The organism is Acidilutibacter cellobiosedens (assembly GCF_004103715.1).
Classification (GTDB): domain Bacteria; phylum Bacillota; class Clostridia; order Tissierellales; family Acidilutibacteraceae; genus Acidilutibacter; species Acidilutibacter cellobiosedens.
This window is the reverse complement of the sequence record NZ_CP035282.1, coordinates 1,517,979-1,543,160: the sequence shown is the minus strand read 5'-3', so window position 1 is coordinate 1,543,160 and position 25,182 is coordinate 1,517,979. Positions and strand designations below refer to the sequence as shown.

General features: G+C 30.9%; 30 protein-coding genes, 1 pseudogene and 1 other annotated feature. Of the genes and pseudogenes, 5 read left to right on the top strand and 26 right to left on the bottom strand.

Features of this window, described 5'->3' with window-relative positions; genetic code table 11:
• Positions 1-53: 53 nt before the first annotated feature.
• Together EQM13_RS07325 and EQM13_RS07320 are read right to left on the bottom strand one after the other, a co-directional pair.
• Positions 54-716 carry a class III lanthionine synthetase LanKC N-terminal domain-containing protein gene (locus EQM13_RS07325; protein ID WP_114219508.1) on the bottom strand — a complete coding sequence of 221 codons (663 nt, stop codon included), beginning with the start codon at positions 714-716 and terminating at the stop codon, positions 54-56.
• Between the two features lie 493 nt (positions 717-1,209).
• Complete coding sequence (locus EQM13_RS07320) at positions 1,210-1,860, bottom strand: sensor histidine kinase (protein WP_161567190.1); 651 nt, start codon at positions 1,858-1,860, stop codon at positions 1,210-1,212.
• 85 nt (positions 1,861-1,945) lie between these two features.
• Here EQM13_RS07320 and EQM13_RS07315 point away from each other — a divergent pair.
• Positions 1,946-2,145 (top strand): annotated as a pseudogene (locus EQM13_RS07315) (transposase); the annotation flags it as partial.
• 130 nt (positions 2,146-2,275) lie between these two features.
• Here the strand turns inward: EQM13_RS07315 and EQM13_RS07310 are convergent.
• From EQM13_RS07310 to EQM13_RS07295, 4 genes are read right to left on the bottom strand one after another with little or no spacing between them, the layout of a single operon-like run.
• Entirely contained in the window at positions 2,276-2,947 is a 672-nt protein-coding gene (locus tag EQM13_RS07310; RefSeq protein ID WP_114219939.1) for an ABC transporter ATP-binding protein, read from the bottom strand.
• Positions 2,944-4,008, bottom strand: a complete 1,065-nt coding sequence (locus EQM13_RS07305) for a hypothetical protein (protein ID WP_114219938.1) — start codon at positions 4,006-4,008, stop codon at positions 2,944-2,946. The genes EQM13_RS07310 and EQM13_RS07305 overlap by 4 nt, the downstream gene beginning before the upstream one ends.
• Positions 4,008-5,093, bottom strand: a complete 1,086-nt coding sequence (locus EQM13_RS07300) for a hypothetical protein (RefSeq protein ID WP_114219937.1) — start codon at positions 5,091-5,093, stop codon at positions 4,008-4,010. Before EQM13_RS07300 ends, EQM13_RS07305 begins: the two co-directional genes overlap by 1 nt.
• Before the next feature lie 16 nt (positions 5,094-5,109).
• Positions 5,110-5,544, bottom strand: coding sequence for a hypothetical protein (locus EQM13_RS07295; protein ID WP_114219936.1), 435 nt, complete (start codon positions 5,542-5,544; stop codon positions 5,110-5,112).
• Between the two features lie 846 nt (positions 5,545-6,390).
• Here EQM13_RS07295 and EQM13_RS07290 point away from each other — a divergent pair.
• The 4 genes from EQM13_RS07290 (at position 6,391) to EQM13_RS19000 (ending at position 9,266) form a co-directional block, all read left to right on the top strand.
• Positions 6,391-7,140, top strand: coding sequence for a LytR/AlgR family response regulator transcription factor (locus tag EQM13_RS07290; protein WP_128752340.1), 750 nt, complete (start codon positions 6,391-6,393; stop codon positions 7,138-7,140).
• A complete protein-coding gene (locus EQM13_RS07285) occupies positions 7,125-8,447 on the top strand; it encodes a sensor histidine kinase (protein WP_128752339.1) in 1,323 nt (440 codons plus the stop codon). Before EQM13_RS07290 ends, EQM13_RS07285 begins: the two co-directional genes overlap by 16 nt.
• Before the next feature lie 101 nt (positions 8,448-8,548).
• Positions 8,549-9,154: an accessory gene regulator ArgB-like protein gene (locus tag EQM13_RS07280; protein WP_114219789.1), complete on the top strand. Its 606-nt coding sequence runs from the start codon at positions 8,549-8,551 to the stop codon at positions 9,152-9,154.
• A complete protein-coding gene (locus tag EQM13_RS19000; RefSeq protein WP_114219790.1) occupies positions 9,135-9,266 on the top strand; it encodes a cyclic lactone autoinducer peptide in 132 nt (43 codons plus the stop codon). Before EQM13_RS07280 ends, EQM13_RS19000 begins: the two co-directional genes overlap by 20 nt.
• Before the next feature lie 75 nt (positions 9,267-9,341).
• On the opposite strand, the gene EQM13_RS07270 is transcribed toward EQM13_RS19000, so the two are convergent.
• The 20 genes from EQM13_RS07270 to EQM13_RS07175 all read right to left on the bottom strand — a co-directional run bounded on the left by EQM13_RS07270 (position 9,342) and on the right by EQM13_RS07175 (position 25,091).
• Positions 9,342-9,719, bottom strand: coding sequence for a TIGR04086 family membrane protein (locus EQM13_RS07270; protein ID WP_083381990.1), 378 nt, complete (start codon positions 9,717-9,719; stop codon positions 9,342-9,344).
• A gap of 98 nt (positions 9,720-9,817) precedes the next feature.
• Positions 9,818-10,231 (bottom strand): preprotein translocase subunit YajC, encoded by a 414-nt coding sequence (yajC, locus tag EQM13_RS18930; protein WP_071141172.1) that lies wholly within the window; start codon positions 10,229-10,231, stop codon positions 9,818-9,820.
• A gap of 65 nt (positions 10,232-10,296) precedes the next feature.
• Positions 10,297-11,412, bottom strand: coding sequence for a tRNA guanosine(34) transglycosylase Tgt (gene tgt / locus EQM13_RS07260; protein ID WP_128752338.1), 1,116 nt, complete (start codon positions 11,410-11,412; stop codon positions 10,297-10,299).
• A 13-nt stretch (positions 11,413-11,425) separates the two neighbouring features.
• Entirely contained in the window at positions 11,426-12,451 is a 1,026-nt protein-coding gene (queA, locus tag EQM13_RS07255) for a tRNA preQ1(34) S-adenosylmethionine ribosyltransferase-isomerase QueA (protein WP_071141170.1), read from the bottom strand.
• Between the two features lie 15 nt (positions 12,452-12,466).
• Entirely contained in the window at positions 12,467-13,846 is a 1,380-nt protein-coding gene (locus tag EQM13_RS07250) for a SpoIID/LytB domain-containing protein (RefSeq protein ID WP_128752337.1), read from the bottom strand.
• Between the two features lie 15 nt (positions 13,847-13,861).
• The gene (locus tag EQM13_RS07245) at positions 13,862-14,062 is read right to left on the bottom strand and encodes a DUF2905 domain-containing protein (RefSeq protein ID WP_240663001.1); all 201 of its coding nucleotides are present in this window, start codon (positions 14,060-14,062) and stop codon (positions 13,862-13,864) included.
• 14 nt (positions 14,063-14,076) lie between these two features.
• The gene (gene ruvB, locus EQM13_RS07240) at positions 14,077-15,096 is read right to left on the bottom strand and encodes a Holliday junction branch migration DNA helicase RuvB (protein WP_071141167.1); all 1,020 of its coding nucleotides are present in this window, start codon (positions 15,094-15,096) and stop codon (positions 14,077-14,079) included.
• Between the two features lie 18 nt (positions 15,097-15,114).
• Positions 15,115-15,699, bottom strand: coding sequence for a Holliday junction branch migration protein RuvA (gene ruvA / locus EQM13_RS07235; RefSeq protein WP_071141166.1), 585 nt, complete (start codon positions 15,697-15,699; stop codon positions 15,115-15,117).
• Positions 15,700-15,714: 15 nt separating this feature from the next.
• Positions 15,715-16,209, bottom strand: coding sequence for a crossover junction endodeoxyribonuclease RuvC (ruvC, locus tag EQM13_RS07230; protein ID WP_071141165.1), 495 nt, complete (start codon positions 16,207-16,209; stop codon positions 15,715-15,717).
• Positions 16,210-16,328: 119 nt separating this feature from the next.
• Positions 16,329-16,943, bottom strand: a complete 615-nt coding sequence (locus tag EQM13_RS07225) for a hypothetical protein (protein ID WP_206172921.1) — start codon at positions 16,941-16,943, stop codon at positions 16,329-16,331.
• A gap of 186 nt (positions 16,944-17,129) precedes the next feature.
• Complete coding sequence (locus EQM13_RS07220; protein ID WP_071141163.1) at positions 17,130-17,720, bottom strand: BofC C-terminal domain-containing protein; 591 nt, start codon at positions 17,718-17,720, stop codon at positions 17,130-17,132.
• Positions 17,721-17,780: 60 nt separating this feature from the next.
• Positions 17,781-18,416 carry a CBS domain-containing protein gene (locus EQM13_RS07215; RefSeq protein WP_128752336.1) on the bottom strand — a complete coding sequence of 212 codons (636 nt, stop codon included), beginning with the start codon at positions 18,414-18,416 and terminating at the stop codon, positions 17,781-17,783.
• 50 nt (positions 18,417-18,466) lie between these two features.
• The gene (locus EQM13_RS07210) at positions 18,467-19,198 is read right to left on the bottom strand and encodes a hypothetical protein (RefSeq protein ID WP_128752335.1); all 732 of its coding nucleotides are present in this window, start codon (positions 19,196-19,198) and stop codon (positions 18,467-18,469) included.
• Positions 19,199-19,656: 458 nt separating this feature from the next.
• A complete protein-coding gene (locus tag EQM13_RS07205; RefSeq protein ID WP_128752334.1) occupies positions 19,657-20,061 on the bottom strand; it encodes a hypothetical protein in 405 nt (134 codons plus the stop codon).
• Positions 20,062-20,113: 52 nt separating this feature from the next.
• Positions 20,114-21,091, bottom strand: coding sequence for an aspartate--ammonia ligase (gene asnA / locus EQM13_RS07200; RefSeq protein WP_128752333.1), 978 nt, complete (start codon positions 21,089-21,091; stop codon positions 20,114-20,116).
• Between the two features lie 36 nt (positions 21,092-21,127).
• Positions 21,128-21,379, bottom strand: a binding site (T-box leader).
• Positions 21,380-21,878: 499 nt separating this feature from the next.
• The gene (locus EQM13_RS07195) at positions 21,879-22,124 is read right to left on the bottom strand and encodes a DUF3006 domain-containing protein (RefSeq protein ID WP_083381987.1); all 246 of its coding nucleotides are present in this window, start codon (positions 22,122-22,124) and stop codon (positions 21,879-21,881) included.
• A complete protein-coding gene (locus EQM13_RS07190) occupies positions 22,112-23,149 on the bottom strand; it encodes a ComEC/Rec2 family competence protein (protein WP_128752332.1) in 1,038 nt (345 codons plus the stop codon). The genes EQM13_RS07195 and EQM13_RS07190 overlap by 13 nt, the downstream gene beginning before the upstream one ends.
• 16 nt (positions 23,150-23,165) lie before the next feature.
• Positions 23,166-23,708 (bottom strand): GNAT family N-acetyltransferase, encoded by a 543-nt coding sequence (locus tag EQM13_RS07185; protein WP_161567189.1) that lies wholly within the window; start codon positions 23,706-23,708, stop codon positions 23,166-23,168.
• Between the two features lie 82 nt (positions 23,709-23,790).
• Positions 23,791-24,435: a zinc dependent phospholipase C family protein gene (locus EQM13_RS07180; RefSeq protein WP_071141155.1), complete on the bottom strand. Its 645-nt coding sequence runs from the start codon at positions 24,433-24,435 to the stop codon at positions 23,791-23,793.
• Positions 24,436-24,560: 125 nt separating this feature from the next.
• Positions 24,561-25,091 (bottom strand): O-acetyl-ADP-ribose deacetylase, encoded by a 531-nt coding sequence (locus EQM13_RS07175; RefSeq protein ID WP_128752330.1) that lies wholly within the window; start codon positions 25,089-25,091, stop codon positions 24,561-24,563.
• Positions 25,092-25,182: the final 91 nt, after the last annotated feature.

Sequence of the window (25,182 nt, the reverse complement as noted above, 5' to 3'; positions counted from 1 at the left end):
TTGAAAATCTTTTCTAATATCTTTTATAGTAAGTTTATTGTTCTTTGTTACATTTATACATTACTTGTTTCATCTATTTGAAAAGGATCTTTTATCCAATATGGAGGATTCCAATATGCAACTCTTCTGTCCTCTATTTCATTACCATTTGGATCAATGATTCTAAGGTCTTTTTCACCCATAAAAGTTAATACTTCATATTTTCTTATGCCTCCATATCTATAATACAGTACTTTACAATCTTTATATCTTAAATCTGATAAAATATATGGACCATTGTAATCTTTAAGTTTCTCATATAATATTTCAATAACGTCTTTAAATTCTTTTTCATTAATAGGATATATAGTAATAAATTTATTACTTGAGCCTCTATTTATCATTTTATTTGCTAAAATTCTAAAATCTATTTCATCCGCTAAAAACTTAAATGATAAATTTTTTGAAAAACATATTTTAGCAACAGTTTTTAAAATTTCTGATTTATTTTCAGTTATAGCTGAGATATGAATTTTCCACCCTTGTAAAGGTAAATCTAAATGTTGAGGCTGTAGATAAAACCATAAATTTTCATAATTATATACATAATTTAATGGAATATCTTTATATATTAACTTAATCTGTTCACTGGTAGGATGATATTTAGAAGCACTTTCATAAAATTCTTTATTAAACGCTAAATATTGTTGATGAAGTTTCTTATCTAAAAAAGACATATTATTGAGGCTATTGAAAAGTTACTATGATTATCTTTATATTATATAAATAATATAAATTTTTATAATAGTATGTATTTTCAATATCCCTTTTCGACCTCCTTTTTGTTTTTTTATGTACAAGAGGATATATCATTTTCAAATTATTATTTATTCCTTTGAATATTGACATATCCCCTTTGCACCTTACCTAAACATTAATTTTCTAAATAACTAGCAGCTACAAAATGCACATGAAGATGCACTGAATGCGTGTGCATATCTTTCCTGTTTAGGTTCCAGTTTCTGTAGTCTTAGTACATTTGCCATATAATCACCCCTTTCAGATATTATCATAAACATTATTTACCTCTAATTTTACTTTTACTAAATATTTTAAAAAATTTATATCTTATTCTATTCCTAACTTATTTTGTTCTGATAAACTTATAATAAAATTTTAATTAATATAAAGCAAGATGATTTAACCGAATGGTAAAAAAGCCCTGGTTTTTTAATCAGAATTGGGGTTTAAAGGCAATATTATCATTGACATAAATATATTATTTTCATATGAATATTTAAAATTACCTCTGTATCGTTTAACGGATGATTCCACGGATTTAAGGCCGTAACCGTGATAAAATTTATCTTTCTTATTCGTTATAAGTGTACCGTTATCTTCGATTAAAATATGTTTATAAGGATTTTTTACAATAATGGACAAATAATTTTTGTAACAAAATATCTTTAGAGAAATATACCTTTCGGATTCCGTAAGTTTTAAATTTGCCTCGACAGCATTATTGAGTACATTGGAGATAATTGAAGATAAATCTGTGGGTGCGATGTTTAACTTTGGAATATTATCGATTTCAAAACAGGCATCTATATTATTATTTTTACATAAAGTCATTTCATAATTTAGAATTGAATCAAGATAATTATTGCCGCAGTGAATTATTGATTTGGTGGATTCCAATGTAGATGTAATAGCATTAATATACCCGACTGATTCCTCAATATGATTTTCTTTTAACAAATATGAAATGTTGGCGAGGTTATTCTTTATATCATGCCTTATTTTCTTTAATTCGGACGCCGAAGCTTCTTGAAATGCCAACTGATCCTTCAATGCTTTGTTTTTTAATTTCAATGCGTACATCTGCTTCTCTTTTTGATAGAATAAACAGATTCTGCCAAAAAGATAAATCATCAATACCGACATCAAAAGAAAGTATAATGACATTGAAATATCACAATATCAAAAGACGGAAGAATACTTGAAAAAATATAAAAAAAGGGCTTCCATAGAAGGCAAAAATGCAGAACTCAAAAGATTTCACGGACTATATCCGCAAGAGGATATGGTCTATTAAGTGTGTCCATGCAATCGAAATTAGCAACAATAGCGGTAAATATAAAGAGGATAGCAGCAATAGCTACCTCTAAATTTTGTATATTTACCTTAAACATTAAAATTTTTAGTCAGTATTATAAATTTTGTTTGAATTAAAATAATTATTAGAAAAAAGGGTTACTTTTTCACCGGTCCCGAAACGTTCTCATGTCTTAGCTATTTATACTATTCTGCCGTCTTTGATAATAAATGTCTTGGTAGCATGTTTTGCTAATTCTTGATTGTGAGTTACCATTATAACGGTTCTACCAGCCTTGTTTAATTTATGCAAATTGTTTATTACAATTTCAGTATTTTTGCTGTCCAAGGAGCCTGTCGGTTCGTCTGCAAGAATAATCTCCGGGTCGTTTATTAATGCTCTGCATAAAGCAACTCTTTGTCTTTGCCCTACAGATAATTCTTTTACTTTATCCTTAAGCTTTCCTTCAATCCCGTATTCTTTCATTAGTATATCAACTTTGCTTTTTAAATTTTTTCTGGAATCTCTCTTTCTGAAATATTTAACAGGCAGTATTATATTATCATAAACACTGTATTCTTCCATTAATGCAAAGTCTTGCACCAAATAGCCGAACTTCTCATTTCTATATAATGCTCTCCGTTTAGCGCTAATTGTCTCTACTTCTTTTTCTTCTAAAAAATAAGCTCCTTCAGATGCTTCAGTAAGTAGACCCAATATATTAAGAAGAGTTGTTTTTCCTGAACCGGAAGGCCCCATTATTACTATAAAATCTCCCTTGTCAACTTTTAAGCTGATACCATTAATCACATAAGCTTTTCTGTTATTATTCATGTAAAACTTTTTTATGCCGGCAAGATGAATTAAATTCATAATAGATCCCTCCTTGTGAAATCCAATTTATTTTTAGAACAATTAAATCTTATATATAAGGGTAAGAGTCCCCCTAACATCAATGTTAGATAAACTATAATCGTAATAATATTAAGATCTATAAACATCAAAGTTTTCGCATATAAACTATAGCTTAGCAATAATCCTGGTAATATCATGATATTTAATAAAAGCAACTCTCTTAGCCATATATCACTAATTGTGGCTCCAACAAGAAAATGAATAGCATATTCTTTCATATTCTTATCAATAACAATGTAAATCAAACTTATTAATCCACATATTATCGAAAAAACAAATATTATTAAAAACAATAATAGTTCTGATTCTCCCCCTCCGAAGAAAAAATCTGTTTTTAATCCATTCACAACTTCTTTTACTGAAATAGGCACAATAATAAAACTTCCAATATTGGAATTTATACTGTTTATATATTCTTCATTTATCCTAGGTTCTCCTGTAAACATTATTAAATTATTTACCATTTGTTTCATTACAGAAAAATCCATTTTAAAACTATCATCGTTCCATATGCGCTCATTTATAAATACTATTCGACTTTTATCAATATTTACTGCATTTCCTTTCGCACTATCAGTCAGAAGAATAGTGGATTTAAGTTTCTTATAATTTTTTAAATTATATCTTCTCCCTCCGTATGTTTGCTCTCCAGAAGTATATGGTATATTCTTAAATGATTCTATTCTTTTCCAATTTCCAAAAATATATACCGTATTTTCAGAAATATAATAGGTCACGGCTTTAGCCTCATCTTGTCCGACCAATACCTTTTTTAACCCTTTATAAACATTTTCCATGGAATTAGGATAAACTTCCGAATTATCATAACTTTTATATAAAGTACAATTTTTATTATGTACGTATAATTCTTTCATTGTTCTATATGCGAAATAAGATTTGAAAACATCATCACTGATACCCATTATGGATATAAATAAAATAATCAATTGAATAGAAAAAGTTATCATCAAACCTATTTTTCTTTTATAATCATTTAACGCATATTCTAATTGCAGCATTATCTTTCCTCCCAAAGAGTTTCCCAATTTCTGGTGATTATAAAATACATAATACTGTAAATCAGCATATATATAATAATTAAAATGATTGCAATTCCCTTAAAATTTCCGTAAAAACTCCCGCTTCCTTTAACTATCATCTTTGTAAACTGGGATGCATAGAAAGGTCTTAACTTTCCCATAAGGCAATAAAGACTCTCAGCTAATAATGAAGCAATTAACAAATATATAAATAATTCCGTCAATTTTCTTATGAAATATTTTCTGCGAGTAACACCCAATAGATAATGTATTTTCATAATTTTTTTATCCATAATAATATCCCAATAGATATAGATGCCGCCGTTGAAAATACTGAATATTAATCCCATTACGAAGAACCGTAACCCTCTCCCGTATTCCCAAAATGAATTAATTTTATCTTTTATGGTAATATTTATATAATCCATACTATAGATATGTACGTTTCTCATTGCCATGTGATTATTAAAAAGTTTGGTGATCTCTTTATTATTATTTTTATCAGCTAAATCAATATAATATATTCCAGATACCTGATTAGCTAATTTATAAGGATATATGAACTGTATATTGTTACCATAACTCAAATTAATAAATGATTTTCCTTTTATAATCCCTTTAATTATATAAGTATCGCCGTTTATAATAACTTTTTTTGTTCTCTTTTTATATATATTTGCAAAATAACTGTCCTTAATAGCAATAATTATTTTATTATCATCGGTAAAATCTTTTGAATCAAAATATTCTCCCTCTACCATTTCGTTTTTATAATAGGACTTATCGTCAATAACACCCAATCCCGCTCCATTGATGGTATAAAATAACAATTTGCCTTTATCCTTAAGAATTAGAGCATTTAACCTCTCATAAAAATCAGACTTGACCTCTTTTGGCAGTTGTTCTATCGTATTCTTTTTGATTTTTATATATTGCTCAGAAAAATTATTATATTCTGGCTGGAATTCTCTTTTATTGAAGAAACATATTCCTTCCGCTGTTATCAATAACAATATGCCGGTTAAAAATATATAGGTTGTATAAAATATCGCTCTTGGTTTCATCATCACTCACCCTTGATTATTCAGCTAACATGGAATACCCTTTTAGTTTATCCTTATTTAACTCTTCTTTAATACGTGCTGGTGTTGGCCAATTATCACCGTTTCCAGCCCAGAAAAACCCATAATCAAATTCAGCTTTTTCATGCCCAAAACCCCATATGTCTCTTATAACCTTACTTTTTGTATATATATTACTGTCGTATTTATTAATGCCAGCTTCTGTGTAATATCTGCTATCATCAGCAGTATTTGTATACTGGAACCACCCAAATACTGCATGTCCTCCTCTAGAATCATAATAAGATGGTTGACACTGTACATAACCTGTAAAAAATAGTCCTATTGGTTTCGATTCTGTTGATTTTCCCCAGTTTGGAGTACTTGCTAATACTTTAACAGAAACTAACAAAGAAAATAGTAACACTGAAAATAATAATATTTTTTTCTTCAATATATTAACCTCCTCTTTACTATTCTATCAATACCCCCAAGAACACGATTATATTATATAAATACATAATCCTATACAACCTATTTAAAAAAATATATATTAAATTTTATCTACAATTTGTATCTCGTCAGTTAATACTAGTGTAATGACACGAACATAACTAAACTAATATCTATCCAGAATTATATTATAATTCTGGATAGAGTGAAACAAGTTTGATTCTGGCATCTTTTGTTGTGAACTGCCAATCAACCTTTTATATGTTCAGTTTATCATCTATGGTAAGTATATCAAAGAAAAACATTTAGTTCAATTATGAATATGTCAGTACGCTAGTAATAAACTTAATTATTATAAAAATCTTGTATAAATTCTTAAATATATTATATGGCCAAATATTGGTAATATAATATATTTTATATCCTATGTTCACACTTGATTTGGAACCGTAACTATATGTGTTTGAAGTTTTCTTTTTGCTTTCACCCGAAGTTTATCAAATAATTTATTGTATCTAATTTTGTTACAATACCAAACATCAATGAAATAAATTTTTATATTCTATTTTCTTTCATCTTCATTATAGTATGTATCCATATAGCCGTAAATGGGTTTCTACCGAGTGGTATCTAAATCCAACCGAATGGTACTTTTTAAAAATCTATTGAAAAATTATTGAAAAAAGTAAATAATTTAGTATAATGTAATTAGTATAATATGAAAATTTAACAGCATATAAAGTTTTACTCATCACACCAATAGAATAGTACTTTAGACGTACAAGATTGTACAAGCAGTTTGTGAAAATCAGAATGAAACACAGAATTTTTATAGGGGGCGGGATATATGATAAATGTCGCGTTTTGCGATGACGACATCAGTTTTTTGAATAAAGTAGCTCCTATGGCAAAGGAAATATTTGAAAAATTAAAAACAAGTGTGTCTATCTATACTTTTACAAATGTAAGTACATTAATAAAGAGTTTTGAACAATATAATCCTTACTATGATATCGTTTTTTTGGATATAGATATGCCTGTTATTGACGGCAAGGAAACAGCCAGAAGGCTGCGTCTTATTGATCGAAAATTTAAATTAATATTTATAACTTCTTTCGAACAAGAGGTTTTAAATACATTTCAGTATAATGTAAGTGATTTCTTACCAAAAGTATCGTTGAGAGAACGTATGCCTTCCGTTATAAAGCGGGTTGTAAATACTATAAACGAAGAAAATCCACAGTTTCAAATCTTTAAAGTTAATATGACGGATGATAAAATTGCTACTATTAAAATACCGTTAAACGATATTATGTATATTGAAAGTATTAACAGAAAAATTTATTTACATACCAAAAGAGAAACGTATTTACTGCATTGTTATAAATTTAAGGATCTATTTAAGCACTATATCGATTTAGAATTTGTTGATATTCATAGGACCTGCATAGTAAATATAAAATATATATTCTCAATAGACGATTATGTACGCCTTGATGATGGTACAACTTTACCGTTAAGCAGAAGAAAAAAGCAGGATGTTCTTAATAAATTTCTTGAGAAAGTCTGTGAGGTTACAAAATGCGGGAATTGTTGATAAAACTATTTTTTACATTTTTAGAATCCGTTTTTCTGTACCGGATGATAGATGAACTTCTTATATGCAAATTTAAAGGTTTTAAGAAGACTATGTTTCTTAGTATGGCAATATTAATTGATACCTTATTCGTTCAGCTCTGCCATTTAAGATTATCTATGCTTAGGACTTTATTGTTTACGGCTATATCGTTGGTTATAGTTCAATCGTTATATAAAGACAGCATCTTTATAAAAATATTTTTTATCCTGCTTAATAACTACATATTTATAATCAGTGATATGATTACAGGGAACCTACTGTCTTGGATATGTAAAATTAATGTCAGAAATGTGATTTCGGGAGTATCCGGTTTAACAATATCTTTTTCCATTCTTTCTAAAATAACCGCTTTTCTCCTTGTATTCTCATATATCCGGTTTTTCAAAAAAATTGATTTTAATATACCGACTAAATATTGGATAAGCATGGATTTGATTACCGAATTTTTTATTATTCTTATAAATTTCTTTATGATAATCGAAGGAACACTGCAAAATGAAAATTTTCAATACTCCGTACAGATTGTCAGAATGTCATTATACTTTCTTTTGATGTCGGTATTGATGATTTATCTTTTTGGCAGAATCTGTTTATTCTATCAAAAAGAGAAGCAGATGTACGCATTGAAATTAAAAAACAAAGCATTGAAGGATCAGTTGGCATTTCAAGAAGCTTCGGCGTCCGAATTAAAGAAAATAAGGCATGATATAAAGAATAACCTCGCCAACATTTCATATTTGTTAAAAGAAAATCATATTGAGGAATCAGTCGGGTATATTAATGCTATTACATCTACATTGGAATCCACCAAATCAATAATTCACTGCGGCAATAATTATCTTGATTCAATTCTAAATTATGAAATGACTTTATGTAAAAATAATAATATAGATGCTTGTTTTGAAATCGATAATATTCCAAAGTTAAACATCGCACCCACAGATTTATCTTCAATTATTTCCAATGTACTCAATAATGCTGTCGAGGCAAATTTAAAACTTACGGAATCCGAAAGGTATATTTCTCTAAAGATATTTTGTTACAAAAATTATTTGTCCATTATTGTAAAAAATCCTTATAAACATATTTTAATCGAAGATAACGGTACACTTATAACGAATAAGAAAGATAAATTTTATCACGGTTACGGCCTTAAATCCGTGGAATCATCCGTTAAACGATACAGAGGTAATTTTAAATATTCATATGAAAATAATATATTTATGTCAATGATAATATTGCCTTTAAACCCCAATTCTGATTAAAAAACCAGGGCTTTTTTACCATTCGGTTAAATCATCTTGCTTTATATTAATTAAAATTTTATTATAAGTTTATCAGAACAAAAAAGTCAGGGTGATAATTTATGATAGAGTTTTTAGCACATGAATTAAGCGTGCATTTGGTTGCCAATAAAGTTATTCCAATTGAAGAAATGAAGTATTATAAATACGGAATTGAGCTGATTCTGAATGATTTGTTAATTTTTTCGATGATAATTATTATTATAGCTCTGATAACAGATACCTTTTTAATCAGTATCTTATTTGCATTCGGTTTTTGCTTGCTGAGAGCATATACAGGAGGATACCACAGTAAATCATATGCGGGATGTTATACTACTGCAATGATCAATTATTTTTCACTGTTAACTTTTAACTCTGTTTTGGAAGAACATAAATTATATATCGGTGTCGTCGTGATAATTTTATCCATACCAATAATATGGAAATTTTCTCTTATCAAAAATTCCAATAATCCGTTTAATAAAATGGAAGAAAAAAAATACAGAAGAATAAGCAGGATGTTAATTATCATAATGTCATTATTTTTTACTATAGCTGCCATTTTTTTCTCTGATAAAATTGGATTTGTTATAGCATGGTCAATATTCGCAACAGCTTTATTAATGCTGCCGATGATAATATTACAAAAAAAGGAGGAAACATCAAATGAAAAAACAATGTCTTGAAATTTTAGCTGCTATGGCAGTGAAAGCAATAAGACAATCCAATAACACCGCTTCTCGCTATTGGTCTTACCAGCCTACCCCCCCTAAAGGAATAAAGTCCTTCAAAAAATAGTTTTTAAAAGACATAAAAAACAAATAGTCTTTTCACTTTAAAGCGAAAACTATTTGTTTTTTATTTGACAAAAGATTATTTTAAATTTATCCCGATCATTCCTCCTATTACTCCCGCTCCCAAGGAAATTAAAAGTTTAGACATGGAATATATATCCATTGTAAAAGGCTTCGCAAAAGTATAATTTAATATCAGTAAAACAACGTAATACAATATCCCCACAATTCCTCCATGGAGCCATCCTTTCTCTTTGATTTTTATAGTTGAATATATTGCTCCCAAGCTTATACTTGAGATCATGGTTATTGTATTTAACATTGGAATGCTGTTTTCTTTAACTTTTGTATATGTAAGTAATGCTGAAAAAATTAAAATAAATACTATGGTGACAATATAACAAACAAGTAAACCTTTTAAAATGTTAATCGATACGTTTAATATTTTTTTATTCAAAATTCCACCTCCTTATCCCTACTCAATTCTATTTAAACGGAGGAGAATTTATTACTCCATACACATAAAAAACTTCCTTTATACAAGGAAGCTTTAAATTATTTTTTATATTCGTTATCATCTTTTTTATCATTTTCTGATAAATCTTCGGAATTCTCTTCTTTTACGTTATCATTCTTGCTATCTTTTTCAACAGCTTTTTCTTTCCCTTCTTCTTTCTTTTCATTCTTCTTTGTTTCTTTCTTCTTTGTAACGCTACCAATTGCCCATTTAGCCACTTCAAGTCTAACTTTTCCTGAGCTTAGCTCAATTACAACAAGATCTTCCTTAACCTTAACAACTTTACCGTAGATCCCTCCAATGGTAATTATCTCATCACCTGCATTTAATTCTTCTCTCATCTTTCTGATTTCTTTTTCCTTTTTCTGCTGAGGCCTGATAGCAATGAAATAAAAAATTGCTAAGAAAGCTATAGGTATTATTAATGCTCCAAAGTTACCGCTACCTTGCAAGATTCATCCCTCCTTAATAATATATTTTATATTCAATAAAAACTATTGAATTCCTTCTTTTATTATTAAACATATCCAAATTTTTTATAAAATTCATCTCTGTATTCCAAAAGTCTGTCCTGTTTAATAGCTTCTCTTATATTTTCCATAAGTTTTAATAAAAAATACAGATTATGAATAGTAGTCAGCCTTGCACCCAGAATTTCATGGACATTAAAAAGATGTCTGATATAAGCCCTTGAATAATGAGTACATGTATAACAATCACATTCCTCATCTAATTTTCCAAAATCTCTTTTATATATTCCGTTTTTTATTATTATTTTCCCTCTGCTTGTAAGTACCGTGCCGTTTCTTCCGATTCTGGTAGGAAGCACACAGTCGGCCATATCTACTCCTCTGATAACAGATTCAAAGAGATAATCCGGACTTCCCACTCCCATCAGATATCTGGGCTTATTCTCAGGAAGAAGGAGAGTTGTAAATTCCAATATATCATACATAAGTTCCTTAGGCTCCCCCACACTTAGCCCTCCTATTGCATAGCCCGGTAAATTCAAAGAAGTGATCTGTTCGGCGCTTTTTTCTCTGAGATCTTTATACATTCCTCCTTGAACAATACCAAACAAAGATTGCTTATCCCAATCCTCGTGATACTCTTTACATCTTTCGGCCCATCTTCCCGTTCTTTCCATGGATTCCTTTGTATATTCCCATGTACTCGGGTACGGAGTACATTCATCAAAAGCCATAATTATATCCGATCCCAAACAGTTTTGAATCTCTATAGAATCTTCGGGCCTTAAAAAATGTTTCGAACCGTCAATATATGATCTGAATTCTACACCTTCTTCAGTTATCTTTCTCAAATCTCCCAAACTAAATACCTGAAATCCCCCGCTATCGGTAAGAATGGGACCGTTCCAATTCATAAACTTATGAATTCCTCCTGCTTCCCTTATAAGCTCATGACCCGGTCTGAGATATAAATGATAAGTGTTTGCCAATATTATCTGTGCTCCCAAAGTTTTTACTTCTTCGGGAGTCATAGCTTTTACCGTAGCCTGAGTTCCTACAGGCATAAAAACAGGGGTTTCAACTATACCGTGAGGTGTATATAATTTCCCCAGCCTTGCCTTGCACTCTTGAGACTCTTTTATAACTTCAAATTTTGCAGCCATTATGTATCTCCTTCTATTTAATAAACATCGCATCCCCGAAACTGAAAAATCTATATTTTTCGTCGACAGCTGTCTTATAAGCCTCCAATATCTTTTCTCTGCTGTAAAACGCACTTACAAGCATAATCAAAGTCGACTCAGGCAAATGAAAATTAGTTATAAGTCCGTCAATCACTTTAAATTTATACCCCGGGTATATAAATATATCCGTCCAGCCACTTGCAGGACTTACCCTGCCGGAAGAATCTCCGATGGATTCAAGAGTTCTGGTAGATGTAGTACCGACGCTTATTATTCTTTTCCCTTCATCCTTTGTCTTATTGATAATCCTTGCGGCATCCTCAGATACTTGAAAATACTCGGAGTGCATATGATGTTCTTCTATTTCATCTTCTTTCACCGGCCTGAATGTTCCTAACCCTACATGAAGAGTTATAAAAACCGTATTGACTCCCTTATCTCGGATTCTTTTTAATAATTCCTTGGTAAAATGAAGACCCGCTGTGGGAGCTGCCGCAGAACCCAAATTTTTAGAATAAACCGTTTGATATCTTTCTTTGTCCTTGAGCTTTTTCTTTATATATGGAGGGAGAGGCATTTCTCCCAAACTATTCAATATTTCCTCAAATATTCCTTCATATTCAAATTCAATCAGTCTTATTCCTTCTTCACCAATACTTATAACATTTCCCTTCAACATTCCTCCGCCAAAGACCAATTTAACATCAGGTTTAACCTTTTTGCCGGGTCTCACTAAAGTTTCCCATACATTTCCTTTAACCCTTCTTAAAAGAAGTATTTCTATGATTTCTTCTTTTCCTTCTCGGTTTCCGAAAAGTCTTGCAGGAATCACTCGTGTGTCATTTAGAACCAAAGAATCCCCCTCATTTAGGTAGTCAACAATATCCTTAAAATGTCTGTGTTCAATACTGCCCGATTTTCTGTCAAGTACCATAAGTCTCGACTCTTCTCTGTCCTCTAAAGGAGTTTGTGCAATCAGTTCTTCCGGCAAATAATAATCAAAATCTTTTCTTTTCAATTATATCATCCCTCGCTACATATCTTCCTTCACTACGTCTACTCCATTATAATAATATTTTAGGATTTCCTCAAATTTATATCCTTCCTCCGCCATTTTTTTTGCTCCCCATTGGCTCATTCCAACACCATGACCATAACCTTTCCCTTCAATTACAAAATCACCGCCGCTATTCTTTTCCTCCGGCTCTGATATTTCTTTATCCCCTGCGGAAGTTACAACTCTTTTTACCATTCCTCTGCTCACAGTTTTTTTACTGTCTCCGTTAATAACATTAGCATCATTTAAATTTACCGTTTTGGGATTATCCATGGTTCCGTCCACTGCATAAACTTCCTTTGTTCCTTCTCCGAAACCGTTAGATTTAGCTATGGTAAAAAGGGTACTTTTTATATCATTCAACCCAAGTACCTGTCTTATTTTATCCTTCTCCAAAACATATTCTCCCGCACTTCCCACAATTTTTAGCTTTAGTACCCTTCCCGATGAAGATGTTTCCAACACTTCCAGATTATTTATATCTCCTACGTTTATTCCTTTTGTCTTCAATTTTTCTTTAAGCTCACTTTCCGAAAAAACCGCAGTCCATACGCTATTGGGAGAATCCGTTGAAAAAGAATCTTCTATAGATTTCAAATAAGGTTCATCAACCGCCCAAGCACTTCCGCTTTCCTCGGTTATTCCTCCGCTGTTTGAACAATATACTGCATCTATCAATTCTCCGTTATATTCGGCAATAATTCCTTTGGTTTCATCAACGGCTTTATTTGTTATTTCTGTTTCGGCATCCATTCCGCCGTAAACCTGACAATCAGTAGTATCGGATAGATTATATCCCTCGGAAGAATATTTCCCAACATTTTTTAAAGCAAAGTTTCTTGCTGCTACAGCCTGAGCTTTTAATGCTTCAAAAGGAAATGAAGATGGCATCTCCCTTGGAACAACACCGTATAAATAATCATTAAGAGTAACTCTGTTTATCACAATAAGGTCGTTTCCTTTTCTCTGAAAACGAATATAACCTCTGTATCTGTTATTTTCTACCTTTAATACTGAATTATTCATATCTTCCGAAGAAAAATATATTTTCTCTTTGGAATCCATGGTCATTAAAATATTGCCGTCTTTATCCAAGATATTTATTTTCTCTGCTTCTCCCGGCACTATGTATATTTCATCCTTATCTATAAACTCGGTCTTAGGGGTTAATTCTTCAAAATCTCCTGTTAAAAATCTCCCGCTGCTTGACAGCTTTATTTTCTGAGACGATTTTAAGGAAGATGTTATCCTTACCTCTACATATTCAACTTGTCCATCTGATGCAAATGCAAATTTAGGTAATATCGAAACCGCAAACAACGATATCAGCAAAACAAAAAATATTTTTTTCATCATAAGTTCATTTCCTTTCTATTTTCTAAATAAGTTAAATAATATTGTAAGTATCAAACTAATAATTATTGATGAAACTATCGGAAAGAAAAACGTGAAATTCCCCCTTTTAATAAAAATATCCCCTGGAAGTTTTCCGAGCCCGATTTTTCCTCCCAGCATTAATATCCCTCCGATAATTAATAATACCAATCCCATAATAATTAAAGCTTTACCCATATACGGCATAATAATCACTCCAATTCCTCTTCAGGATAAGGTAAATTAAAATAGTTATAAGCTTTTCTTGTCAGTACTCTTCCCCTGGGGGTCCTGTTTAAGAATCCGATTTGAATCAAATAAGGTTCATAAACATCTTCAATGGTTTCTTTTTCTTCTCCCGTTGCCGCAGCAAGAGTATCTAATCCTACAGGCCCTCCGTTAAAATTTTCTACTATAGTTAATATCATTTTTTTATCAGTACTGTCAAGCCCTAATTTATCGATTTCCATCATCTTTAGTGCATTTTCGGCGACCTCTTTTGTAATTACTCCGTTTTCCACAACTTGGGCATAATCTCTTACTCTCTTCAAAATTCGATTTGCAACTCTGGGAGTCCCTCTGGATCTCTGGGCAATTTCCAAAGCTCCCTCGTCATCTATTTTTATATTCAATACTTTGGAAGACCTTTTAACTATTTTTTTTAAACTTTCCTCATCGTATAATTCCAGATTCAGTATTACCCCAAACCTGTCCCTGAGAGGAGAAGTCAAAAGTCCTATCCTCGTAGTTGCTCCGATTAGTGTAAACCTCGAAAGATCAAGCCTTATGGATTTCGCACTGGGCCCCTTTCCAATAATTATATCCAGAGCAAAGTCTTCCATGGCAGGATATAATATCTCCTCAACGCTCCTGTTTAATCGATGTATCTCATCTATAAACAATACATCGTCTTCCCCCAAATTTGTAAGTATACTTGCCAAATCCCCAGGCCTTTCAATGGCAGGCCCCGAAGTTACTCTGATATTTACTCCCATTTCATTAGCTATTATATTAGCCAAAGTTGTTTTTCCAAGTCCCGGAGGGCCATAAATAAGGGAATGATCCAAAGGTTCCTTCCTTTCTTTAGCTGCCTGTATAAATATCTTCAGCTTATTCTTAACCTTATCCTGCCCTATATATTCTTCTATCCATTTAGGTCTCAAAGCCGTCTCTTTTTCATCTTCTTCAATTTTAAAAGAAGGCGCAACTATTCTGTTATCATTATCCTGCATAATATCAATTACCTTTCTTTAATTTTTTAAAAGTTTTTTAATTGATAGCTTTATTATGTCCTCGGTTTTTAAATTTCCAAGTTCCATTTGAGAAAAAACATTGTTAATTTCATTTCTCGTATATCCTAAAGAAAGAAGGGCGGAAACTGCATCGTCAATATTTCGGTTTTCTCCGCCAATTTTGACTTCATCTATGCTTATACTGTCTATTCTGTCCTTTAATTCCAGTATAATTCTTCCCGCCGTCTTTTTACCTATCCCCGGGGCTCTCGACAATAAGTCCGGATTATTATTGAATATAGCGGATTTTATATCATTGACAGTCAATGAAGAAAGCAGCCCCAGAGCCATTTTAGGTCCGATTTTAGATACCAGTAACAGCATTTTAAACATATTCAGTTCTTCATAATCGTAAAATCCATAAAGATATATTCCGTCTTCCCTCAAATTTAAATATGTAAAGACTTTAATTTCATCTTTTGTATTACTGACTTTAGCTATAGAATTCTTCGACGTATATATTCTATATCCTATCCCCTTATTTTCCAACACTAAATAATCCTCTCCCAAAAAAGTCACACAGCCTTTAATATACTCAAACAACTAATACAACTCCCATCATTTCATTCTAAACATTTCTTTAAATTTTAACGAATTCCCATGACAAAGAGCAACTGCCAGGGCATCCGCCACATCATCGGGCTTGGGTATTTCCTTTAAATTCAATAACATCTTAACCATTTCCTGAACCTGATTTTTGTCCGCTCTTCCATATCCAACAACAGCCTGTTTAATTTGCAGCGGAGTATATTCGTATATTTCCACTCCTTTATTAACAGCGGCAAGTATCTCAACGCCCCTTGCCTGTCCTACCTTAATAGCCGTTTTAACATTTTTGTTAAAAAACAATTCTTCCATTGCCAAATCAGTAGGACTATATTTATCAATAATTTCCGTCATCTTATTATATATAATCTTCAATCTGTTTGGAAAAGCCATTTTTGACTCCGTTGTTATAGCGCCATAATCCAATACTTCAAATTTGTTTCCGGTTAATTTAACAACTCCATATCCGACAATTGCAATTCCCGGATCTATTCCTATTATAATCATTTACATCTTCCTTTATATCTTTTATTCTATTTTAACATACTTTTTCAAAAAAACTATATAAAAAACTAAGTTGGCATTAAAACCAGCTTAGTTTTTTATATTCCGTATAAAAAGATTTTCTAAATATTTGACTTCTTTTCATTATTATCAATATTGGCTGCCACAGCATCTTTCCTACTTGTATATTTAGGAATCTTTATTGTTTTAGCAACATATTTCCAAATAACCTGAGAAATATAAAAATCAACCATGCTATGAATCACGGAACCAACCCCGACCAGCAAAATAACCGACTTAACAAATCCCTGAGCATAATAACCGCCGCTCATGCTGTTGCTGAAATAAAATGGTATTACCACAAGCACTTCACAAAGGCCGTGCAGCAAACCAATACCAAAGGAAAACGGTAAGGCCGACTTAAAAGATTTAATTATATTAGGATGTTTATTTATTATAATCGCTCCTACAACGGCAAAAATAACATGAGTCGCTGCACGCATTACTACAACAATTGGAAATCCGCTAATCAAAAATCCGATTGTAGTTCCGACTGCTACAAAAGCTGCCGTAGACGGTGAAATAAACATTGCGATAAAAATTGCCACGTGACTTGCCAATGTAAAAGAAGCAGGCTCCAACACAATTCTTACAGGAGAAAATACCGGAATAATGATGCCGATGGAACATAATAAAGCTGAAATTAACATTTTATAAAGTTTATTATTTCTATTCATTTTAAATTACCCTTTCTATAAATTATTTATGTATAGTCATCTGTCTTGACATATGACTATACTATTATATTAAGGTAATTTAATTTTTTTGTCAAGTTCTCCCCTGTTATTATTTTTCCCTTTCTTTTCTGTTGTTGAATATTATGAAAAAGGAACCAATAGACAATTTATCGGTTCCTCGTCAATCTAACTTATAAAGTTTTCCAAAACGTTGGACAATTCTTCCTCATTATCAACAACTATTCCTTTTTTTAATTTTTCTTGATCTACATCATTAAGGAGTGATATGGGATAATCATTAAACAGCTTTTCTAAAACTCTTTCTCCGTTTTCATCTATCTTAAATATAGCAATATTTCCTTGATATTCACCCACTACATAATGATTAGGGCAAAGATAATTCTTTACTTTCTGAAGAACTATTTTCTTAGCAGAAAATGATACTATTTTAGTATTAGGATAATTATCCTTCATATATTCTCTAAATTCAGATTCTATCATATTAATAAATTCATCTTGAGCCTGAGAAACATTAGTAATAGTATGGCCGCACTCAGTATATTTAGTTTGGGTTTCAATAAAAGTATTAGGAGAAATTCGCTCTTCTTCCTTAATTATTTCCAAATCACCTTTCTCATCATCTGAAGCTACAAGATCATTATCAGTATTAGGCTTTTCCGATACTCTTTTATCAATAAAATAATATCCATATCCAAAGCTTATAATAAAAAGTACCGTACAGATCAAAAATATTATTATGATATTACTTTTTTTCATAAAATATCCCTCCATTACTATCTAGAGGAATATTTTTCCCATTTTAAAAATCTTTATACACTATTTGCTTACATCTTCAACTTTGAACCCTGATTTTTCAATTTTTTCTATAATATTTTCAACATCTTTAGTATTTATTCTTATAACTACTTTATATACATCCATAATTTTAGCATCCATTACAGCGATATTGAGAATATTCACATTTTCTTTCCTTATAATTTCCGTAAGTTTTGCTAATTGGCCGGGAACATCAAGCAAATTTACCGTAATTCTCGTTCCTTCTCCCAGTCCGAACATTTCCGAAAAGGCATCAAAAATAGCTTTATGGGTAAGTATGCCTACGAAATTATTTCTGGCATCAAATACCGGCAGAAAAGGTGTTCTCAGTTCATTCAACAAATAGGAAGCATCTTCTATAGGTTCATTTTCCCTTATGGATTTAAAATTTATACTGTATATATCCTTTACCTTAACATCATCAAGAAATTTAGATTTATTACCACAAAAATCGGAATCATAATAATACCTGTATATTGCTTCTTTCATCAAGATACCTTTAAAATTACTGCGATCAAATACGGGCAGAGACAAAAAATCTCCTTCATCAATCTTTTTTAATGCACTTCTCATATCCTCATCAAGATATACTACTGTCAGCTTATCCTTTGTTAACATATGATTTTTTACGTACATATCATAAACCCCCTTTAATGATATTAAATAGTATTCAATAACTTTATACCTTATGAATACCTTCTAAGTACTTTGTCGTTCAATCCAAACCAACTGGCATCTGTATAGACTCTTCTCATATTTTTATATATACCCCGTATAATTACACCATAAACCTTATTTATTTCTTCGTGTGTAAATTTATGGCTGTCAGATTTGATATTTAAAACCTTATGGTTATAATCAATAGTTAATTGTCTATCTATATATTTATTTATATTAACAATTTTTGACTTGATAACCCTTTCACAGAAAGAATTTACCAACTTTTTAAATTCACCGTCTCTGTTTACATTTCTTCCTTCTGCTTCAAATCCCTCTTTTACTTTTCTTATTTCCCCAAAATTAAACCTATAATGATATAAAATTCTCATTTCATATAACTTTTCCATCCCATAAGATTCTAACGCTTTTTTCTCTAAAATATTTACCCATTTATAATTATAATAGCCGTATTTGTAACCCTCCAAATAGAAATATAATTCCAATCTATCGATATCTTCATGTATCAATAAAATAATATTGTTTGAAACTAAATCTCTATCCTTTCTATACCTTAATAAACTTCTTATCTTTTTCTTTATTTCTTTAATGCATTTATACTTAGGGCAAATATTAGTTATATTTTCTTCTAAGTCATATAAAGAAAGGAGGATATGTATAGAATTAATATCATTATTAAACAAAAAATCATATTTTAACCCTTCATATATTCTACATAACTCTGGGTTAGCCGTAGCCATAAATATCCCTCCCATAACAATTGTTGCCAAATTAGTGAAGGATTAAACCATCATTAAAAGTAATTTATGTTTTAAAAATCTTTTATGTTAATTATACTACATATTTTTTTGTTTGTGCTAAAATAAATTTATTTTGTTATATAAAATTTAAAAATGTAGAAAAATGCAAATATCTGCATAAAAATTAAAGATGTAACCTCTATTTCATGTAAATCATAATTATATATTAACCAAAGTTATGGAGGTGTTCTTATGGACGGAAGAGATATGAAAATGACCGAGGGCAGAAATAATCACCATAGAAAACCCAAAAAAGATAATTCTATATTTTTTATTTTTTTTATATTTATATTGTTTTTCCTCTGTCGTGGTTGTAAAAAATAGGATACGATATAGCATAAGCTGATATAAACCCCATGATCTTAAAAAAATCATGGGGTTTACCAATAACAGAATAATTATTCCTTCTCCGTTAATATTTTCAAAATAGTAGTATAACTAAGGTTCTTTTTTAATTCGTACTTTTCAGGTGCAATTTTTCTTTCCAAACCTTTGTCTTTAACAAATTGAGTAAATTCATCGGGATCATCGACAAAGCCTTTTTTAAACAGGTTGTTCGATATATCAATCAATGTATCCCCATTTTTAACAACAAATGAACTGTATTCTTCTTTCGATGACGGTTTCACATCAATATTTTCTTTAACAAAGACCATACCCAATTCTTTTGCTTTTTCTATTACTTCATCATCCGAATATTGTTTATACTCAATTATTGGATTCAATTTAAATATAAAGGTCGAAAATATTATTCCAATTCCTACACCAATTAAAATGTAAAAAAAATATATTTTTTTGGTCAATTTTGTTCCCCCTTAGTTTACTACCTAAATATTATTAACAAAACTAATTATACTATAGCAGAAAAATCTTTTCTTTTCTACATTCTTCTATTATTTCATCTGTCCAAAATGATGATTGAACTTCTCCTATGTGCTTCTTATCCAAGAAAAACATACATATTCTCGACTGTCCTATTCCTCCTCCGATCGTGTCGGGAAGTTCTCCGCTCAGAATCATCTTATGATATTTTAGTTTTTTTCTTTCTTCACAATCAGCTAATTTCAATTCTTCCTCCAAGGCATCTTTATCAACTCTTATTCCCATACTTGAAAGTTCCAGAGCTTCTCCGCATGTGGGATTCCAAAATATAATATCTCCGTTTAATTCCCAATCATCATAATCCGGTGCTCTTCCGTCATGAGGTTCTCCGCTTTTCAGTTTGCCTCCGATTTTCATTAAAAAAACAGCCTTTTTATCTTTACAAATTAAACTTTCTCTTTCCTTTGGTGTTTTGTCAGGATACCTGTCCTCTAATTCCTGAGTGGTAATAAAACAAATATCTTCCGGCAACTTCTTTTCAAGGCCAGGATACAAACCGTTTATAAAAGCCTCTGTTTCTTTAAAAACCTCATATATTTCACCAACCGTTGATTTTAAAAATTCTTCTGTTCTATCTTTCTTTAATATAACTTTCTCCCAATCCCATTGATCCACATATGCGGAATGAGCATAATCCAATTCTTCAAAAGGCCTTATAGCGTTCATATCCGTATATAATCCTTCTCCCGCCTTAAAACCATAGACCTTTAATGCCATCCTCTTCCACTTTGCTAAAGACTGTACTACTTCCAGCCTTTTATGATAATTGTGTAGTTCAAAAGATATGGCTTTTTCATATCCGTTTAGATTATCATTCAATCCTGTTTCCGGTGCGACAAACAAAGGTGCCGATACTCTTGTAAGGTTTAATTTTTCTGAAATTCTCTTTTCAAAAAAATCCTTTAGTTTTTTAATAGCTACTTGAGTTTCCAATACATTTAGCTTATCCATTTAAAATTCCTCCTTAAAATAAAAAATCCCTCCGTCCAGAAGGACGGAAGGTTTAGTTTCCGTGGTACCACCTTAATTAGTAAAATACTCACTTAAGTCCAGTACGGATCATCAATCGATACTGTTCAGCTGATAACGGGCTGATTCCGTCTAAGTCTACTTTCTCCCGAGAGATTTGGGTTAGATCCTCTAAGATGTTCTTCAACTGCCCTATTGCATCGGATTTCCACCACCGCCGATTCTCTATAGCCTTAAGCAACAGTTTACTCTTCTTATCATCGCTTTAAATAGTTTATTTAACTATTTATTGTATTAAACTATTAAATATTTGTCAACAGTTTTTTTAAAAATTTATCTGCCAAGTAATCCCCAAAATTAAACTATACCCCTAATATCCAAAAATACCTTGACTCAACTTCATCACCGGCGCTATAAATCTTCCACATATTCCAATATATCACCGGGTTAGTCAATATATATTTATCGTAATACATACATATAAATGGCAAAAATTGAAATTTGAATTTGAAAATTTAATTTTTGAGTTTTAAAACTTCTAAGTTTACTTTTTATTCATTTATGGTATAATATTAATAAGGTAATCGGATTCGCAAAAATGCGATTGCCACTAAAGTGTTAATTAGTTATAATCACTCTGCGGCAACAGGGTGATTATTTTTGTTTGTTATCCCTACTCCCACCACACCCTGCTTTTTTTCCGATTACCTTATCTTTATTTTACCAAAATATTCATATTTGTACAAGAATATAATTCTTAAGGTTTTAGTTATTTGTCCCTTTGTCCGCTTAATTCTTTAAATAAATTATCCATATATTTTTTTCTTTCTTTTGTTTTTTTGGGAAGAATCTTGAATTTCCCGTTTTTTTCTTCCAAAACATCCCCTTCTTTTACTCCTTTGGGAAGCTTATGAATTTCAGTAGGAACCATTTCTCCGTCAATTTCTATCATGGCGATATTTTCTTCTATTCTATCGATTATTCCTATCATACTTTCATCTCCTATTTGATACATTTTTCATGAGATTTGTATCCACTTTTTTCTGCTTCTTCTTTTGTATTAAAATATACCCGATTTTCCTCTTTTGGAAGACTTCCGCAATCTTCGGAATGATATACCTTTGTATTTTTGTTCCCGATAAATACCTTATCTTGAGAATCGGATTTGCTCTTTACGGTTGAAATTTTAATATTGCTGCCGTCAGTAGTCACTATTACAGTTCCCGACTCGTCGGTTCTATATACTTGAGCACCAATAGCCTTAAGCCTATCCAAAGTCTCCTTATGAGGATGATTATACATATTATCCTTCCCTGCGCTTATAACGGCATACTTAGGCATTACCTCTTCAAGAAATTCTTTAGTGCTTGAAGTTCTCCCTCCATGATGCCCTACTTTTAAAATATCCGATTTCAAATCATAATTTTTGTCTATCATTTCCTTTTCAGAAATATTTTCCGCATCTCCCGTAAATAAAAAAGATACTCCTTTAAACTGGATCTTCGTAACTATGGAATAATTATTGATTTCACCATAATCATCATTATTAGGGGCAAATATGTCGTATGAAAATTCATCATCTTCGGCTATTTTATCTCCCCCATGACCTACCGTAATATGTAAACCTTTCGATTTTATTTCATTTAAAAGCTCTTCAAATATCTTAGTATTTGATGTTTTATCAGGCATATATATTTTCCCAATGTCAAACTGCTTAATTACCTTTGGAAGTCCTCCTATGTGATCTTCGTGAGGGTGAGTAGCCACCAAATAGTCTATCTTTTTTACTCCCAATTTAGTTAAATAATCGCATAGAGTATCTTCATATATTTTTGAACCTCCGTCTATAAGGGAAGTTTGTCCATTGGGAAGTTGTATAAATATACTGTCTCCTTGACCTATGTCAATAAAATGAACGACTAAATTGTTTTCACCGGAAGGTGAGATAACTTGAGATTCATCTTTATACTCACATCCTGAAAAAATAAATGTAAATAATAAAATAAATACAAATAATAGTGTTAATTTTTTATTCTTCATATAAAGTCTCCTTATACTATCTTATATATCTTGAAAAATATTCATCTCTAAGCATTGATTTAAGATTAAGATTATAATATTTTCCATTCTTTTTAATGGAATTTCTGGCACAGCCTTCGTCTACAAACCCTAATTCCTTATATAAATTATCGGCCCTTTTATTGCCGTCAAACGTATCCAGAGTCACTCTTTCCATTTCAAGGTTTACAAAAGCGTATCTTAAAATTATTTTCATAGCCTCTTTTCCATAACCCTTCCCTATATATTCTTCTTCCCCTATGTATATCCTTGTTATATCCAAAGACTTTAAACATTCATCATAGTGAGAAATATAGATTCTTCCAATAGGAATTAAAATTTTTTTAAAAACTATCGTAAACTGCATATTTGTAAAATCATCTTCCCTAAGTATAAATTCTCTTACTACTTCCTCATAATCTCTTGAATCGTCAATTGCCAAGAATTCTTTCACATAATCCTTTTTTTCCCATACTTCAAAGGTTTTACAATCATTAAATGTTGAATTTCTGATAATCAAATTTTCCGACATCAATTCCATAATCATCTTCCCCCCTTATTATTAATTTTTACATATAAAAAATGGGTTATAAAAAAATCTCCCTATCAAAAAATAAGGAGATTTAAAATTCAAAGGCAAACTGTTTTACAGTATTTTCATCATAGGCATTTATGGTATCAAATATAAAGTTCGTCACTTTTAGGCTTAAAGATAATGAATAATCCAAATCTCTTTCAAAACTCATATCCTCTGAATATTCTTTTACGACTTTTTCAATATACTCCTTAATCAGTGGCCTTAATTTTATTATTTTATATTGAAAAATATCTACATCTTCTACATTAATCACATTTTTTTTGAATAAATGAATTGGAGCATAATTATTTAATTTGGATTCATAAGATATATGCTTAAACATACTGTTTTTAAAAGTCCATCTGTTGGCATGAGGAAAACAAACAAAATCACTTAAATAATGAGATATAATTCCTATTTTCTTACTAACTATTTGTAATTTCAAGGGAACCATTTCATCATTAAAATCAATATATCTGAACAAAAATATCAGCTTCACTATTTCATTAACTATATAGTTCAAACTCTCTTTTTGGTAGTGTCTGTGAAATTTGAACTGAGGTAAAATATCCGGAAGTACCGACCCCCAAAGAAGCTGAGATTTATCCAATTCTATATCGTATACTGAAAGTACATTTTCATATATATTATTTCCGATAATCCTGTGAGTATCTGCAAAAATAATAAACACTCCCTTTATTTTTCAATATCGTCTTACTATAAAATAGTATAATAAATGATTTACTAAGTCAATATTAATCAATTTCCTATTTTTAAAATATATCCCTTAATGTGAATTTATTAATACAAGGGGTATTACCTAAAAATTTTATTCAACTTATTTTCATATATGCTAAAGTCTTTATCATTAAACAAAACAAAAATTATTTCTTCAATAAAATCTTCTTTATCAATAAATTCTATGATTGATTTTATGGCTATATCAGAGGCCTTATCTATGGGATAAGAATAAATCCCTGTAGATATAGAAGGAAATGCCACAGATTTTAAACTATATTCCTTTGCTAATTTTAAAGAATTAAAATATGCATTGTGCAGAAGCTCTGCTTCTCTCGAGTTTCCTTTTCTGTAAATCGGTCCTACGGTATGGATCACATATTTGCTCGGCAATTTACCGGCAGTAGTTATTCTTGCTTCGCCGGTGGGACATCCTCCTATTCTCTTACATTGCTCAAGAATTTCCGGTCCTCCCGCTCTATGTATCGCTCCATCCACCCCTCCTCCTCCAAGAAGGGTATTGTTTGCCGCATTCACTATTCCGTCTGCTTTTACCTTTGTAATATCCCCCTGGAACAATTTAATCACAGTGTTCTTGTATTTATACATTAAACTTCACCTCTTTTTATTATTATTTCTATATAAATCGAAATAATCCTCTATAAATTTACAAAAAAAATATATGCCGGCATTAAAAACC